This is a genomic window from Lutispora sp., from assembly GCF_041687175.1.
Classification (GTDB): domain Bacteria; phylum Bacillota; class Clostridia; order Lutisporales; family Lutisporaceae; genus Lutispora.
In genome coordinates, this window is record NZ_JAWLCK010000020.1 from 16,910 (window position 1) to 32,737 (window position 15,828).

Consider the following 15,828-nt stretch of genomic DNA (forward strand, 5'->3'; position numbering starts at 1 on the left):
AAATGAGCATTAATGAGATTATTGTCTATATCATGGTAGTATTTATGGTACTTGGTGCGATTGACAAGATAATAGGAAATAAATTCGGTTTAGGTGAAAAATTTGATGAAGGCTTTATGGCTATGGGATCTTTGGCTATAGCCATGGTAGGAGTAGTATCATTGGCACCTGTACTGGCCAATGTGCTCAAACCAGTGGTAGTTCCCTTATATACTGCCTTAGGTGCTGATCCTTCCATGTTTGCTACCACACTTCTTGCCAATGATATGGGAGGTTATCCCCTTGCTATAGAATTGGCACAATCGCCTGAAGCCGGATTGTTTGCAGGTCTAATACTTGGGGCCATGATGGGTCCAACTATAGTATTTACTATACCTGTAGCCCTTGGAATAATTGAAAAAGATGATCATAAATTCTTGGCAATGGGTATATTGGCAGGTATAATCACTATTCCTATAGGTTGTTTGGCAGGCGGTATTGCAGCTGGATTTGAAATAGGAATGATTCTAAAGAACCTTATACCCATTGTAATTGTTGCATTGTTAATTGCACTTGGCTTATGGAAGATACCGCAAAAGATGATAAAAGGCTTTACTGTTTTCGGGAAGGGTGTTGTAGTTGTTATAACCATGGGCACAGCTGCAATTATAATAGAGACTTTGACAGGCATAGTTGTAATTCCCGGTATGGCACCTATAACCGATGGAATACAGATTGTAGGAAGTATTGCTATAATGCTGGCTGGAGCCTTCCCTATGGTTCACTTTATAACAAAAGTGTTTAAAAAGCCTCTCATGAGCATGGGCAGATTACTAGGCATGGGAGATGTAGCTGCAGCTGGTATGGTAGCAACCCTAGCCAATAATATTCCTATGTTTGGACTTATGAAGGATATGGATGACAGAGGAAAAGTATTGAATGTTGCCTTTGCGGTAAGTGCAGCTTTTGTCTTTGGTGACCACTTAGGGTTCACTGCCGGAGTAAATCGAGATATGATATTCCCAATGATTGTAGGCAAGCTAGTTGCCGGTATAACAGCTGTAGCTCTTGCAACATTTATTGCACCTAAAAGCAGCTTGAACCAGGAAAAAACCAAAGACCTCTCAGCATGATTCGGGAGGTATGTAATTTGAGAGAAATAAATAATAGGGAGCTGGTGGAAGCTATAACAAAACTCGTTATGGAAAAATTGCAGTATTCTAAAGAAGGAATAAAAAAAGAAGTTGATGCCAGCGGTATAATTAGCATCAAGGGTTCAACAGTAAAGGTGGAGTCCTTTGACACAGGAAAAGCTGGAGATCAGGTTTTTCTTAAGGATGTGTTAAATTTAGAGGAAAGTCCAAGACTTGGATGTGGCTTTATGGAGATGAAACAGAGCAGCTTTCCCTGGACTCTAAAATATGACGAAGTAGATTATATAATAGAAGGAACTCTGGAGATAATAATAAATGGAAATAAAGTAACTGGAAATACAGGAGATGTGATATTTATACCTATGAATAGCTCCATAGAATTCTCGGCACCGGATTATGCTAAGTTTATATATGTTACATATCCTGCTAATTGGGCAGAATTATAAATGTGGTGAAAAACACCACATTTTTTTAATGAAAAACAATGAAAATCCTGTTGACATATTAATATTAATAGATTATACTGAATAATAATTCGTATTTTGTCAAAGATTATGATGGGAAGAGTAGATTAGGAAGGTAGTACAAGCGAGTCGGAGATGGTGGGAGTCCGATACGATATCCTATTTGAAGAACATCCCGGAATTTCTAACCGAAATCTTAACAGAGAGTAGACTTAGACGCAGCCAAAGCGTTAAAATTGGGCGATATCGAATATTATTTTGATTAATATTCCGTATCGGCAGAGTGAACCATGTGTTAATTTGGGTGGTACCGCGGAAGCATTCCTTTCGTCCCTTGTTTCAGGGATGAAAGGATTTTTTTATTGTAAAAAATGGAGGGTTAAGCAATGGGTAAAGTTACTTTAATCGAAGCAAAGCATTATAAATCTAAGAAGGATATTAGAGGTACACAAGTAGCAATAAAAAGAATAAAAGATTATTTTGAAAAGAGGCTTGCAGATGAGTTGAATCTTACCAGAGTTTCTGCACCACTGTTTGTTGAAGCTGATAAGGGAATAAATGATAACCTAAACGGCGTAGAGAGACCTGTATCCTTTGATATAAAGGCTGTTGAAGGCAAGGAAATTGAAATAGTTCAATCACTGGCCAAATGGAAAAGAATAGCTCTCAAAAGATATGGCTTTAAACCCTATGAAGGTTTATATACAGACATGAATGCCATAAGAAGGGATGAAGATTTAGACAATATCCATTCTATTTATGTAGACCAATGGGACTGGGAAAAGGTTATTACTGAAAAGGATAGAACTGTTGATTTTTTAAAGGATACAGTAAGAAGCATTTACAAAGTATTTAAGGATACAGAAGATTATATAAAAAGATTGTACACTGGTTATGAGACCTTTCTTCCTGAAGAAATATCTTTTATAACATCTCAGGAGCTTGAGGATATGTATCCGGATAAAAGTCCAAAGGAGAGGGAGCATGCCATAGCTAAGGAAAGAGGCGCCGTATTCATAATAGGTATAGGAGGAAAGCTAAAATCTGGAGAAAGACATGATGGTAGATCTCCTGATTATGACGATTGGGATTTAAACGGAGATATACTATTCTGGTATCCTGTTTTAGATATGGCATTGGAGTTATCTTCTATGGGAATCAGAGTAGATAAGAATGCCTTGTTGAAACAATTGAAACTGGCTGGCTGTGAAGAAAGGATTAATCTCGAATATCACAAATTGCTGATGGAAGATAAGCTGCCATTAACTATTGGCGGAGGCATAGGACAGTCCAGAATATGCATGTACTTCCTCCGCAAAGCCCATATCGGAGAGATACAGGCTTCAGTATGGCCTAAAGAAATGATTGAGCTTTGCGAGGCTAACGGCATTGCGTTATTGTAGGCGCTGCTTCGGGTATTCCTATTCCGTCCTGTCACGTGTTACGTGTTACGGGTAGTCCGGGTATTCCACCAGGGTATTTAATGGCATAACTTAGATAATATAGCGAACTAGAATAAGCATATGTTCACTTGCACATATGCTTATTCTTTAGCTAGCGTAGCGTTCTTCGCTGCACTGAAATCTAAGGGATATATAAGAGAGCATTTTTATTAACTTTGGTAGTGAATCTTTGCGAAATCTAAATTAGAGAATTCGTAAGCGCAACATGGAGGTTGCGCTAGGCGCAAATTGCGGAGCGAAGGGCATGGATGCCCGTTTTGCGCCGTTAGAATTCTCTTTTAGATGAGCAATAGAGTCACCAAAGTTAATATTTTATGCGATATTATATATCCCTTAGATTGACTTATGCCGCTACAATAACTGTATATGAATGCCTTTGTGTTCTTAAAAAGAACCTGCCGTGTAAATCCGTGTTCCTCAACAAGACCCAAAAGAAATACACTAATTCTGAGTTCTGAATTCTGAACTCTGAGTTCTACTATAAGGAATCCCCCAGGCAACGCTAACCTAAATCGTTTCAGGTTCCTCGTAGCTGGCCCCGAAAGTCTCAACTGTAACTTTTTTCATTCTTTGGTCATTAAGAGGCTTATCTCTGAAATCTGTAGGAGTGCTTACAATCTCATCTGCGACCTCCATTCCTTCAGTTACCTTTCCAAAAGCAGCATAATCTCCATCAAGATGAGGTGCTGCTTCCACCATAATAAAAAACTGAGAGCCTGCAGAATCGGGGTTCATGGCTCGAGCCATAGATATAACACCCCTATCATGCTTCAAATCGTTCTTGAACCCATTTGATGAAAATTCTCCCTTAATTGAATAACCTGGACCCCCTGTTCCTATACCTTGGGGACATCCTCCCTGAATCATGAAGCCTGGGATAACTCTATGGAATATCAATCCATCGTAGAATCCTTTGTTTACCAGGGATATAAAATTTCTAACAGTATTTGGAGCTACATCAGGATAAAGCTCTATTTTCATCTCTTTGCCGTTTTCCATTTTAATGGTGACTATAGGGTTGTTGTTCATACAAATAACTTCCTTTCCTATGTAAGATAAACCCATTATATAATAAGATGAGCTTCAATTGGAAGCATAATAATTATCAATGAATCTTCTCTCAAATCTATGACAGAAGATTTAACTGAAGTATTATTATGCTTTCCATCAGGTTGTAAAAGAACCATGCAAATATATTATTGAGCATTGATGATAAAAATATATTATAATGTTATAGTTATATAATAAGTTTTCATTATTTATCAGGGAGAATTGCAAATGGTTATGAAATGGGATAATAAAAGATATCATAGTTTAAACTATTTTCTCAGGCAGAAATTCGGAGAAAAAGTTATGAAAATATCTCTTGATGCAGGCTTTACCTGTCCAAACAGGGATGGCAGCAAGTCAAAAGGTGGTTGCATATTTTGCAGCCCCAGAGGTTCTGGTGATTTCACAATGGAGACCAATGACCTGTCAAAGCAGTTTGACGAGGCTAAGGCTATGATGAATAAAAAGTGGAAAAGCGGCAAGTATATTGGCTATTTTCAGGCTTATACAAATACCTATGCTCCTGTTGAAGTATTAAGGGAAAAATATTATACAATCATGAATAAGGAAAATGTGGTTGGCTTAGCTATTGCCACTAGACCAGATTGCCTGCCTGATGATGTATTGGAACTGCTTGAAGAATTGAATAATAAGACATATTTATGGGTGGAACTGGGTTTGCAAACCATTAGGGAAGAAACTGCTGAGCTTATCAATAGAGGGTACCCTTTGGATACGTACATTAAGGCAGTTGAAGAATTAAAAAAGAGGAACATAGATGTTGTTACCCATTGCATATTGGGATTGCCCGGAGAGGCAAAGGAAGATATGCTAAAGACTGTTGAATTTGTAGCAAATACCAGAACTCAAGGCATTAAACTTCACCTTCTGCATCTGATGAAAGATACCCCAATGGTAAAGCTCTATGAAGAAGGGAAGCTTAATCTCATGGAAAAAGATGAATATGTGGATTTGGTAGTGGATTGCCTTGAAAGGCTTCCATCGGACATGGTCATCCATAGACTTACCGGTGACGGACCAAGAGCTACCCTGATAGGGCCCAGATGGAGTCTCAATAAATGGGAAGTATTGAATGCCATAGATGATAGGCTAATTGAAAGAGATACGTGGCAGGGGAAGAAATTCAGCTTATAACTGAATACTCTTCCCTGACTTTACATCAATATATTTTTTTTGAGCATCCTTGAAGGCAACCAATATGGCCTTCTGAGATGAACCCAGATATCTTTTTTCTATCTCTGTCTTCAATTTATCATATTCATATCTCATGCTTTTTCCAATGAATATGGTTTTTATGAATTCATTGGTCAAAGGAAGTATTGAATTGCACTCTACATCAATTATTTCCTCAGTTTCGTTATCTACAACAAAAGCAATGAAAAATGCTCCATAAACATGGGTAATGGGATTGTTTTGCTGAGATTTTGAATTTCCTATAATATATGTTGTGTTGGTTGTGTACTTCACAGCTAATCTCCTCCTTATCGTATAAATTACCATAAAAAAATTTTATATTCAATATTACTGAAATTATGAAAAACAAAGAGGAATTTTTCAAAATATATAGAATTTATACAATAAAGATTTTGATATCCTCATTGGTATTTATTATTAAGCCACTGAATTATCAAATTCGTTCTATGTCGCTGCATTTATTTTTTGTAAATGAAATTCGGCAGGGAAGGTTATAATGACTTTTTCTCCGGATTTTTTTATTTATAAATCAAAAAATAGTAAGAGGTGTTATGTATGAAAAATAAGTTAGCCTTAACAAAGAATAATGTTATACCTTTAAAATTGAATCCTTCCTTTAGCAGTGAAGTTGCAGATGAAAGTTTGTATGGCATGGTTCTTGAGTTAAAAGAGGATCTTGGAAATGGCTGGTATAAAGCAAGAACCCACTATGATTATGAAGGCTATGTACACGAAAGCAATATACTTATAGATAATGAAAGGGCATTAGAATGGCCTAAGATTGCCGATCACTATATATCTCACAATATAGCTGATGTAATGGCAGAGCCAAAATACGCAAGCTATCAGATTATTACTCTTACAAGAGGAGCATTTATACATCTAACGGGAAGAGAAGAAGACAGATGGTGTGAAATTGAATTGATTGACAGAACAAAGGGCTGGGTACAGAAAGAATTTTGCAAAAAGATGCCCAACTTTGACTTAGATAAGGAAGAGGAAGAAGTCAGGAAGAGCATCCTTGAGACTGGATTTTTATACTTGGATACTCAATACAGATGGGGTGGTAAAAGCCCTATGGGAATAGATTGCTCTGGTTTTGTATCAATGTCATACATGCTTAATGGAATAATCATATATAGAGATGCAAAATTAAAGGAAGAATATATGAAGCAGATTCCCCTGGAAGAAGTTAAACCTGCAGATGCTTTGTACTTTCCAGGACATGTAGCAATGTATATTGGAGATGGAAAGTATATTCACTCTACTGGTAGTTTCGGTAAAGTAGTAATTAACAGTCTGAATCCTGAAGATGAGGATTACAGAGAAGTTCTTCATAAAACTTTATATGCGGTTGGAACCGTATTCGGCAGGTAAATGTTAACATAATGTAAGCCCATAAGGGCTTCTTTTTTTGAGCATTTGTAACTATATACTAATTATAAGCCTTTATGCTATTATTTAGATGAGGACAAATTATTATTAATAAGGTGATGAATATGAAAGATGTTCATATTGATGATGAGTATATAAAAAAGAATAAAATACCAATTTTAATATATACACCTGAATGGATACAGCTTTTTTCAAACTTTAAATCAAGGAGCATGGAGAAAACAGTTAATAAGCTGGAAGAACTTCTATCCAAAGAAAAAAGACTGGAGCAGGAACATAAGGATCTGGAGAGAAGAAAAAAGGTGCTTATGAATAAGATACTCCATCTTTCTAATGAATTAAACGAGAGTAAAAATGACGCTTTTATTCAACCTTTGGATGAAGCCCAGAATGAAATTTTGCAGATTAACAGCAGATTATCGAAAATTTTAGAGGAGCTGGAAACTCTGCCAACAGCTATAAACCAGCAAAATGCTATATTGCTCAAGGAAACTGTGAAAAGAACCTATGAGCTTATCAATGAAAATAAGATGGAAGCAGAGAAAGCTCAGCAAGAAATCAGCAAGATGAGAGAAACCCTCATGTCACTGATTGAAAAAAAGGTGGATATGGAAGAAAGAGTAAAGAGGCTTTATTCATACCTCCACAGTATAGTGGGTGCAACTGAAATGGAGGAACTGGATGAAAATCTGCTAAAAGATAAATAATATTGACAAATATGAAATTTTGCGCTAAAATCACATACAATATTACAAAAGTGAAGAATGGGAGTAGTAGAGGAATTTGAAACTTAAAGAGAGCCAGGTTTGGTGGGAAATGGCAGTCTTCAATCTTCGAACTCGCCCAGGAGCTGCTACCTGAATAAAGTAGGGTAAGACGGCACCCGCCGTTATAGGGTTAAAGTGGATTATGCTAAATAATCAATTAGAGTGGTACCGCGGATTTCCCGTCTCTTTCCAAGAGACGGGTTTATTTATTCTTTCTAAATTTATCAAAATGGATGGAGTGATGGACATGTATAATGTGGAAGTGGATAGGAAATGGCAAAAAAAATGGGAGGAAACAGAATTATATAAGTTTAATCGTGATAGAGTAGATAAGAAGCTTTATTGTCTTGAAATGTTTTCCTACCCATCCGGCGCAAATCTACATGTAGGACATTGGTATAATTTTGGGCCAACAGATTCCTGGGCAAGATTTAAGAGGCTTCAGGGCTATGAAATATTTCAACCTATGGGCTTTGACGCTTTTGGTCTTCCTGCAGAGAACTATGCTATAAAGACCGGTATACATCCTCAGGATTCTACTATGAAAAATATTGAGACCATGGAGAAACAGCTTAAAGAAATGGGAGCCATGTTTGATTGGGATTATGAAGTCATAACCTGTACACCGGATTACTATAAATGGACTCAATGGATATTTCTACAGCTGTATCATGCAGGTTTAGCCTATAGGAAAGAGGCTCCTGTAAACTGGTGTCCCAGCTGTCAGACTGTATTAGCCAATGAGCAGGTAATTGACAGCCATTGTGAAAGATGCGATTCAGAAGTGACCAAGAAGAATCTTACCCAGTGGTTCTTCAAAATAACTGCCTATGCGGAAGAACTTCTGGAAAAGCTGGATGATCTGGATTGGCCTGAGAGAACCAAGAAAATACAAAAGAACTGGATAGGCAAGTCAGAAGGGGCAGAAATACAGTTTAAGATAGAGAATTCAGATATAGCATTCAAAGTATTTACCACAAGAGCTGATACACTGTGTGGTGTAACCTATGTGGTATTGGCTCCGGAAAATGAAATAGTGGATAAGATAACTACTGAAGAATATAGGAATTCTGTGGAAGAATACAGAGAATGGGCTAAGAAGCAGAGTGAAATAGACAGGTTATCAACAACAAGAGAGAAAACTGGTGTATTCACAGGAGCCTATGCTATACATCCCATAACAGGTGAAAGGGTGCCTGTCTGGATAGCTGATTATGTGCTGGCAACCTATGGTACAGGATGTGTAATGGCTGTTCCTGGCCATGATGAAAGAGATTATGAATTTGCAGTTAAATTTAATCTGCCTATAGTAAGAGTTATTGACTCAGCTGATGGAAGCGATGCCCCATTGCCCTATGTTGAATATGGAGTTTTGGTTAACAGTGGGAAATATGATGGCATGAAATCTGAAGATGCAAGGATAAAGATTGTGGAAGAACTGGCCAAGGAAGGCAAGGGCGAAATAAAGATAAATTATAGATTGAGGGACTGGCTGGTATCAAGGCAGAGATATTGGGGTTCACCTATTCCCATTGTATACTGCGAACACTGTGGTACTGTACCAGTGCCGGAGAAGGACCTGCCTGTGATGCTTCCATATAATGTTGAGTTCACTCCAGATGGAGAGTCACCCCTTAAAAAGTGTGAAGAGTTTATAAATACCACATGCCCAAAATGCGGGGGTCCTGCAAAGAGGGATGCAGATACTTTGGATACATTCGTATGCTCATCCTGGTACTATCTAAGATATCCGGACAATAAAAACTCTGCTGAACCCTTTGATAAGGAATGGATAAACAAGATGCTGCCAGTTGATAAATATGTTGGCGGAGCAGAACATGCTGCAATGCATCTTTTGTATGCCAGATTCTTTACAAAGGCTTTAAGAGACTTGGGTTATCTCAAATTCGATGAGCCCTTTACCTCATTGAGACATCAGGGAGTAATATTAGGCCCCGATGGAAATAAGATGAGCAAATCCAAGGGTAATGTTATTTCTCCGGATAGTTTTATCAATGAATATGGATCCGATGTATTCAGACTGTATTTAATGTTCGGTTTTGCCTATGAAGAGGGAGGTCCCTGGAGTGACGGAGGTATAAAAGCTGTTGCCAGATTCCTGAATAGGATTGAGAGAATTGCTGAGAGAGTTATAGAATTAAGAGGTACAAAGGCTAAGACTCAGATGGCTGCTCCAGAGAAGGAATTGAACTATGAGAGAAACAGAGCGATAAAGGAAGTGGAAACAGACACTGAAGATTTCCATTTCAATACAGCCATAGCCAGAATGATGGAGCTTTTAAATGCATTATATAAGTATGACCAGGAAGTAGAGGAGAAGAATATAGAGTTCTTTGAAGAAGTAGTGGCTGATTTGCTGAGGATATTATCTCCATTTGCACCTCACTTTACTGAAGAGGTTTGGGAGCAGCTTGGATATGAGTATTCCATATTTAATCAGTCCTGGCCCAAGTGGGATCCAAAGGCATTAATTAAGGATGAAGTGGAGATAGCTGTTCAGATAAACGGAAAGGTGAAATCCAGGATAATGGTTCCATCCGCTGCAGATAACAAGGAGATAGAGGATATTGTTTTAGAAGATGACGAGGTTAAAGACCTTATAGAAGGAAAGCAGATAGTAAAAGTCATTGTAGTAAAAGGCAGACTTATAAATATAGTAGTTAAATAATTTAATGGGCTGTAGCAACAGCCCATTATTTTTTGGAGGATAATTTAATCCATATGTAGAATATTATCCATAATATTGATAGACAACGGAGGGGTAAATATGATCATATATGGAGTGGGAACAGATATTATTGAGATAGAAAGAATAAAGAGAACTATGGATAGATATCCAAGATTTGTAGAAAGATTGTTTACTATAGATGAATTGGCTTATCTGGAGAGCAAGGCATTGAAACCACAACATGTGGCAGGTGGCTTTTCTGCCAAGGAGGCTGTGCTTAAATCTATGGGTACTGGACTTAGAAATTTCAAATGGAAGGAAATTGAAATAATCAGAGATATAAAAGGCAGGCCTTTTGTAAGATTGAACGGAAAAGCCAGAGAGTATGCAGATGATAATTATATAGGAGATATTCATATAAGTATTTCCCACAGCAGGAACTATGCTACAGCAACTGCTGTGGCTGAGGTTTCAATTGAAAAGAGGTGGATGGATATTGAGAGTATGCTTATCGGAGCAAATGCGGAAGGCAGACGAAGCATCAATTAAAGATTATAATATTCCAGGAATTGTCCTTATGGAAAATGCTGCTTTAGGCATAATGAAGGAAGTTGAAAAAGATATTTGCAATGGGATATTGCCAAAGAAAGCTCATGCCTGCATAATATGCGGAACCGGCAACAATGGCGGCGATGGCTTTGCAGTAGCCAGACATCTGGCATCAATAGATTGGAATATGGATGTTTTTATTTGCGGTGATAAGAGTAGAATAACCGGCGATGCTCTGATTAATTTGCATATAATTAATAAACTGAATATTCCTATTCACGTGATAGAAGACCCGGATATGGCAGAGTTTGATAGAAGTCTTGCCAGAAGCCATCTTATTATAGATGGGATGCTGGGTACAGGTTTCAGAGGAAGACTTCGAGGCAATTATGAAGCTGTTATTGAAAAAATAAATAAACAGCATAAATTTGTACTTTCTATAGATAATCCAACAGGTTTGAATTGTGATACCGGATTTGCCGAAGGAAGCTGCATTAAGGCAGATAAGACGATTACACTGGGCTTGCCTAAGATAGGACTTGTTATAAATGACGGGCCATATTACTGTGGAGAGTTAAGCATATGCGGTTTGTCCATTCCTGAAGAGGTTTATGACAGTATTGGAATCAGAAGGTTTTTAACAGAAAAAGATGAACTGAGAAACTTGATTAAGCCAAGAAAGCTGCATAATCATAAAGGAAGCTTTGGAAAGGTGTTCATTGCAGCAGGTTCCAGAGGTATGGAAGGTGCAGGGTTATTGGCTGCTAAGGCTGCTCTGCGGAGCGGAGCAGGTATTGTGGAGCTGGCAGTACCCGAAGGTGCTTTTGACGCTGTCAGAGGTGAGATACCTGTAGTGATAACCAGTGGGCTAGCCGATGATGGAGAAGGATGTTTAACTTCCCAAAGCTGTGAAGGAATACTATCTGGTGCAGAGAAGGCTTCAGTGCTTCTAATGGGGCCAGGAATAAGAAATACCCAACAGGTAAGAGAGGTAGTGGTTAATACAATAATAAATTGTTCTAAGCCATTAGTCCTTGATGCAGATGGATTAAATGCCATATCCCATGAGCCTGAGATTTTGCTTAAAAGATCAGAAACTACAATAATAACGCCCCATCCAGGTGAAATGGCCAGACTTATGGGTATAAGCACTAGTGAAATCCAGCAAAATCGTTTAGAAGCTGCGGAGAGCTTTGCAAATAAGTATAAGGTAATAGTTGTGCTAAAAGGTTATAGGACCATTATTTCTGCACCCTGGGGAGAGACCTGGATAAACCCAACAGGTAATCCAGGTATGGCAACAGCAGGATCAGGAGATGTGCTGGGGGGAGTGATATCAAGTTTTATAGCCCAAGGGATGAGTCCCATGGAGGCTGCAGTATGCGGAGCGTATATACACGGAGCTGCAGGGGACAAAGCAGCGGAAAAATACGGACAATGGGGAATGGTTGCCTCTGACATAATCAAATATATACCGCATACAATTATGGATATAGGGGGAATGTAGAGGAGGTCTCTAATGCTGCAAAAAGCCTTATCCATAATAATAATTGTCATATTGATAATTACAGGATGTTCGGCTTCAAAGCTCAGCGCCGAAGAAACATTGGAAAAGATGGAAACCGCAGAAAGCTACAGCTGTGAGGCTAAGATGGCAGTAAAGAATAACAAAAGCATATTTTACTATAATTTGAAACAGTACTATAAACAGCAAGGAAAATTCAGAATAGAATTCTATGATGATTATGGTAAGATGAAACAAACAATGATATATAACAATGGACAATGCGGCATTTATCATGCCCAGATTGATAAACCCTTTAAGACTCAGAATTTTGCCGATACCAAAGAACATAATTCATTTATTTCTGCTTTTTTAGAGTATTATAGAAATGACTCAGAAGCAAAATGGACTAAAGAGAGAATAGAAGAAGAGGAGTACTATGTTTTTCAGTGCAAAATAGATAAGGAAAACCGGTATTTTAGCAGAGCATTATTATTTGTAAATGTAAAAAATGCTCAACCAAAGTTACTATACATATTTGATAAGGATGGCTTTAAGACTATGGAAGTAGAGTACAATAACTTCCAATATAATGCCTCTCTGGATGACTCTTTATTTGATATGGAATAAACTAATATAATGATGAAAAAAGAATACAAACAAGTGCTATAATGGTAGTGAGAATGCAAAGGAGGGTTCTGTGATGTACGATATGAATCTTGTAAGGCCTGTATGGGCAGAAATTGATTTAGACAATTTGGCCAATAATATGAAGGAAATCAGAAGGCTTACGGATAAGAAGGCTAAAGTGACTGCTGTAATCAAAGCCGATGGCTATGGGCATGGAGCTAAATACATAGCTCAAACTTTGCTTGAAAATGGAGCAGACCGGTTTGCCGTAGCTGTATTGGATGAAGCATTGGAATTAAGAAATTCTGATGTAACAGTTCCTATACTTGTATTAGGATATACACAGCCAGATAGAGCTAAAGCTATTATAGAAAACAACATTGAACAAGCAGTATACTCCTATGAATTGGCAAAAGCACTGTCAGAAGAGGCAGTAAAGCAGAACAAGGAAGCAAAGATTCATATTAAGCTGGATACAGGTATGGGAAGAATAGGTTTGAGAGCTGACGAAAGCGCAATAGACTGTATCAAAGAAATATATGAACTTCCAAATCTGACTATAGAAGGAATGTTTACTCACTTTGCAATTGCAGATGAAAAAGATAAAACCTATACAGAAGAACAGTTTAATAAATTTATGTGGGTTGCCAATAGGTTGGAAGAGGAAGGCATAAAGATAAGATTGAAACATTGCGGAAATAGTGCGACTATAATCGACCTCCCCAAAATGCATCTGGATATGGTTAGAGCAGGTATAATACTCTATGGTCTGGCTCCTTCCCAGGATGTGGAGTTGGATAAAATAAACTTGAAACAGGTAATGTCTCTAAAGGTTAGAATAACCCATGTGAAGGAAATTAATTCGGGAGAAAGCGTCAGCTATGGAAGAAAATTTATTGCATCAAAGAAATCTAAGATAGCATCATTACCTATTGGATATGCAGATGGCTATACCAGGATGCTTTCTGGGAAGGCGGAAGCATTGGTAAATGGCATCAGGGTACCTGTAGTAGGAAGAATTTGCATGGATCAATGCATGATTGATGTAACAGGTATTGAGGATGTAAAAGTAGGAGATGAAGTAGTATTATTCGGAAAGCAGAAAGGTTCCTTTATATCAATAGATGAAATTGCAGAAAAACTAGGAACAATAAACTATGAAGTTGTATGTATGATTGGAAAAAGGGTTCCAAGGGTATACGTAAAAGAAGGGAAAATAGTTGATATTGTAAATTATATATCCCCCTATGAAGAATAATCCTGAATAGGCAAGATAATGGGAAATTTTATATATGGCACAAATGCAAAAGCTGGTATATAATAGACTATATATGGTTAGCATAAATTCAGAATCATGTTGTCTTGAGGACGAATATTTTATAAACTTTTTTCATACATATTGGATAAGACAATAGATAAACCTGGAGGTGCTAGTGTGGCTGAATGTAAAAGAATTGTGGTCAGTATACCTGATAGCCTTTTGAAAGAAGTTGACAACGCAGTATGTTTGGAACAATGCAATAGAAGTGAATTTGTGAGGAAGGCAATGAGATTTTATATTAGTGAAATTAAGAGAATTAATTTTATAGAAAGCATGAAAAAAGGTTATCAAGAGATGACTGAAATAAATCTTGCACTAGCAGAAATTGGGCTTACTGCTGATTATGAGACTATTTGCAGGTATGAATCAAGGCTTGCGGAGCGTGAATGAAGTGGTTGTAAAAAGAGGCGATATTTTCTATGCAGATTTAAGCCCCGTTGTTGGTTCTGAGCAGGGAGGCGTGCGACCCGTTCTTGTTATTCAGAATGATATCGGCAATAAATATAGTCCTACCATTATTATTGCAGCAATAACATCACAGATTAACAAGGCTAAGCTTCCTACTCATATTGAAATCAGCGCGGAAGAATATGGTCTTACCAAAGATTCCGTTATTTTATTGGAACAAATAAGAACTATAGATAAAAAAAGGTTAAAGGAAAGAGTAGGACATCTTTCTGATGAATTAATGAAAAAAGTAGATGAATGTATCCAAATAAGTTTTGGATTATCTGACTATACAATATGAGCCACTGGGGACGGTTCTCCGGTGGCTTATTTTAATTGTCGATTTTCTTTACCAGTTTTTCCAATATTACAAATCTGTAAAATATACAGGAATTTCTATTAATATGGCGAATAGTAGTTGAGATAGAAAAAAAGGGAAACAGGAGGAAAATTGATGAAAATTAGTTTTACAATTACAAAAACAAAAATAGTAGTAATAACAACAGCAATTATTTTATCAATCTTTATTATTATAGGATCAGCAGATGGTGTTATTCCCGGCTCAGAGCAGGATCCCTTGGTGACATTAAGCTTTGTAGATAAAAAAATTGATCAGATTAAATATTATATAGATTCCATTACTCAGGGGCTAAGTGGTGAAGTTGCAAGTTACTCCATCACTTTGGCTAATTATCAGGAACAGCTGGACCAAAAGGATGCAGAAATTTCAGAGCTAAAAAAGAAAGTAGAGGATGCTCTTACATTTAAAGTTGTTCAGCTTAAGAAAGGGCAGATGCTGATCGCAGGAGAAGGAGCCGAAATTATAATCAGGTCAGGCAAATCTACAGCTTTGTACGGCACTAATGGAGGGTTGTCTGATATAACATCGGCAAAGGATCTCCAAGGGGGAGAGGCTATAGTCAATAATCATATGCTTATTGCCTCAAGGAATGACGGAAGAGGCGTCAAGGCAGAATCAGAAGTGTTCCTGATCATAAAGGGTGGTTATACTTTGAAGTAAATAATGTTCATCTATTACATACAATCTTATAATATGCTATACTAGATGTAAGATAAGCGGGATGTTCCAGCCTATATCAGTTAATGGTGTTAATTGTGGAATAATCCTGCTGTTGTTAGTTATGCATAAATATATAAGATAAAAATATAAATAATATAGTAAAAAAAGCTAATTCATAAG

General features: G+C 37.4%; 16 protein-coding genes and 2 other annotated features. Of the genes, 14 read left to right on the top strand and 2 right to left on the bottom strand.

Features of this window, described 5'->3' with window-relative positions; all coding sequences use genetic code 11:
* The first annotated feature begins 2 nt into the window (after positions 1–2).
* From eutH to asnA, 3 genes are all read left to right on the top strand, one after another.
* Positions 3–1,112 (top strand): ethanolamine utilization protein EutH, encoded by a 1,110-nt coding sequence (gene eutH, locus ACESM9_RS05120; protein ID WP_372995958.1) that lies wholly within the window; start codon positions 3–5, stop codon positions 1,110–1,112.
* A gap of 17 nt (positions 1,113–1,129) precedes the next feature.
* Positions 1,130–1,579, top strand: coding sequence for a cupin domain-containing protein (locus ACESM9_RS05125; protein ID WP_372995960.1), 450 nt, complete (start codon positions 1,130–1,132; stop codon positions 1,577–1,579).
* A gap of 99 nt (positions 1,580–1,678) precedes the next feature.
* Positions 1,679–1,935 (top strand) — a binding site (T-box leader).
* Between the two features lie 48 nt (positions 1,936–1,983).
* Positions 1,984–3,000 (top strand): aspartate--ammonia ligase, encoded by a 1,017-nt coding sequence (asnA, locus tag ACESM9_RS05130; RefSeq protein ID WP_372995962.1) that lies wholly within the window; start codon positions 1,984–1,986, stop codon positions 2,998–3,000.
* Positions 3,001–3,567: 567 nt separating this feature from the next.
* On the opposite strand, the gene ACESM9_RS05135 is transcribed toward asnA, so the two are convergent.
* Positions 3,568–4,089 carry a peptidylprolyl isomerase gene (locus tag ACESM9_RS05135; protein WP_372995964.1) on the bottom strand — a complete coding sequence of 174 codons (522 nt, stop codon included), beginning with the start codon at positions 4,087–4,089 and terminating at the stop codon, positions 3,568–3,570.
* A 249-nt stretch (positions 4,090–4,338) separates the two neighbouring features.
* Here ACESM9_RS05135 and ACESM9_RS05140 point away from each other — a divergent pair, with 249 nt between their 5' ends.
* A complete protein-coding gene (locus ACESM9_RS05140; RefSeq protein WP_372995966.1) occupies positions 4,339–5,265 on the top strand; it encodes a TIGR01212 family radical SAM protein in 927 nt (308 codons plus the stop codon).
* On the opposite strand, the gene ACESM9_RS05145 is transcribed toward ACESM9_RS05140, so the two are convergent.
* Positions 5,260–5,598, bottom strand: a complete 339-nt coding sequence (locus ACESM9_RS05145; protein WP_372995968.1) for a DUF3870 domain-containing protein — start codon at positions 5,596–5,598, stop codon at positions 5,260–5,262. The genes ACESM9_RS05140 and ACESM9_RS05145 overlap by 6 nt on opposite strands.
* A gap of 282 nt (positions 5,599–5,880) precedes the next feature.
* Here ACESM9_RS05145 and ACESM9_RS05150 point away from each other — a divergent pair, with 282 nt between their 5' ends.
* The 10 genes from ACESM9_RS05150 to ACESM9_RS05195 all read left to right on the top strand — a co-directional run bounded on the left by ACESM9_RS05150 (position 5,881) and on the right by ACESM9_RS05195 (position 15,648).
* On the top strand, positions 5,881–6,702 hold the full coding sequence (locus tag ACESM9_RS05150) for a C40 family peptidase (protein WP_372995970.1): 822 nt from the start codon (positions 5,881–5,883) through the stop codon (positions 6,700–6,702).
* Between the two features lie 122 nt (positions 6,703–6,824).
* Entirely contained in the window at positions 6,825–7,427 is a 603-nt protein-coding gene (locus tag ACESM9_RS05155; protein ID WP_372995972.1) for a hypothetical protein, read from the top strand.
* A gap of 44 nt (positions 7,428–7,471) precedes the next feature.
* Positions 7,472–7,677, top strand: a binding site (T-box leader).
* Positions 7,678–7,728: 51 nt separating this feature from the next.
* Positions 7,729–10,176 carry a leucine--tRNA ligase gene (leuS, locus tag ACESM9_RS05160; protein ID WP_372995974.1) on the top strand — a complete coding sequence of 816 codons (2,448 nt, stop codon included), beginning with the start codon at positions 7,729–7,731 and terminating at the stop codon, positions 10,174–10,176.
* 99 nt (positions 10,177–10,275) lie between these two features.
* Positions 10,276–10,725 (top strand): holo-ACP synthase, encoded by a 450-nt coding sequence (acpS, locus tag ACESM9_RS05165; RefSeq protein WP_372995976.1) that lies wholly within the window; start codon positions 10,276–10,278, stop codon positions 10,723–10,725.
* A complete protein-coding gene (locus tag ACESM9_RS05170; RefSeq protein WP_372995978.1) occupies positions 10,673–12,232 on the top strand; it encodes an NAD(P)H-hydrate dehydratase in 1,560 nt (519 codons plus the stop codon). Before acpS ends, ACESM9_RS05170 begins: the two co-directional genes overlap by 53 nt.
* A gap of 12 nt (positions 12,233–12,244) precedes the next feature.
* Complete coding sequence (locus ACESM9_RS05175; protein ID WP_372995980.1) at positions 12,245–12,859, top strand: germination lipoprotein GerS-related protein; 615 nt, start codon at positions 12,245–12,247, stop codon at positions 12,857–12,859.
* 73 nt (positions 12,860–12,932) lie between these two features.
* Positions 12,933–14,117 (top strand): alanine racemase, encoded by a 1,185-nt coding sequence (gene alr, locus ACESM9_RS05180; RefSeq protein ID WP_372995982.1) that lies wholly within the window; start codon positions 12,933–12,935, stop codon positions 14,115–14,117.
* Positions 14,118–14,294: 177 nt separating this feature from the next.
* Positions 14,295–14,570: a CopG family ribbon-helix-helix protein gene (locus tag ACESM9_RS05185; protein WP_372995984.1), complete on the top strand. Its 276-nt coding sequence runs from the start codon at positions 14,295–14,297 to the stop codon at positions 14,568–14,570.
* Positions 14,524–14,928: a type II toxin-antitoxin system PemK/MazF family toxin gene (locus ACESM9_RS05190; protein WP_372995986.1), complete on the top strand. Its 405-nt coding sequence runs from the start codon at positions 14,524–14,526 to the stop codon at positions 14,926–14,928. The genes ACESM9_RS05185 and ACESM9_RS05190 overlap by 47 nt, the downstream gene beginning before the upstream one ends.
* Before the next feature lie 153 nt (positions 14,929–15,081).
* Positions 15,082–15,648, top strand: coding sequence for a hypothetical protein (locus ACESM9_RS05195; RefSeq protein ID WP_372995988.1), 567 nt, complete (start codon positions 15,082–15,084; stop codon positions 15,646–15,648).
* Positions 15,649–15,828: the final 180 nt, after the last annotated feature.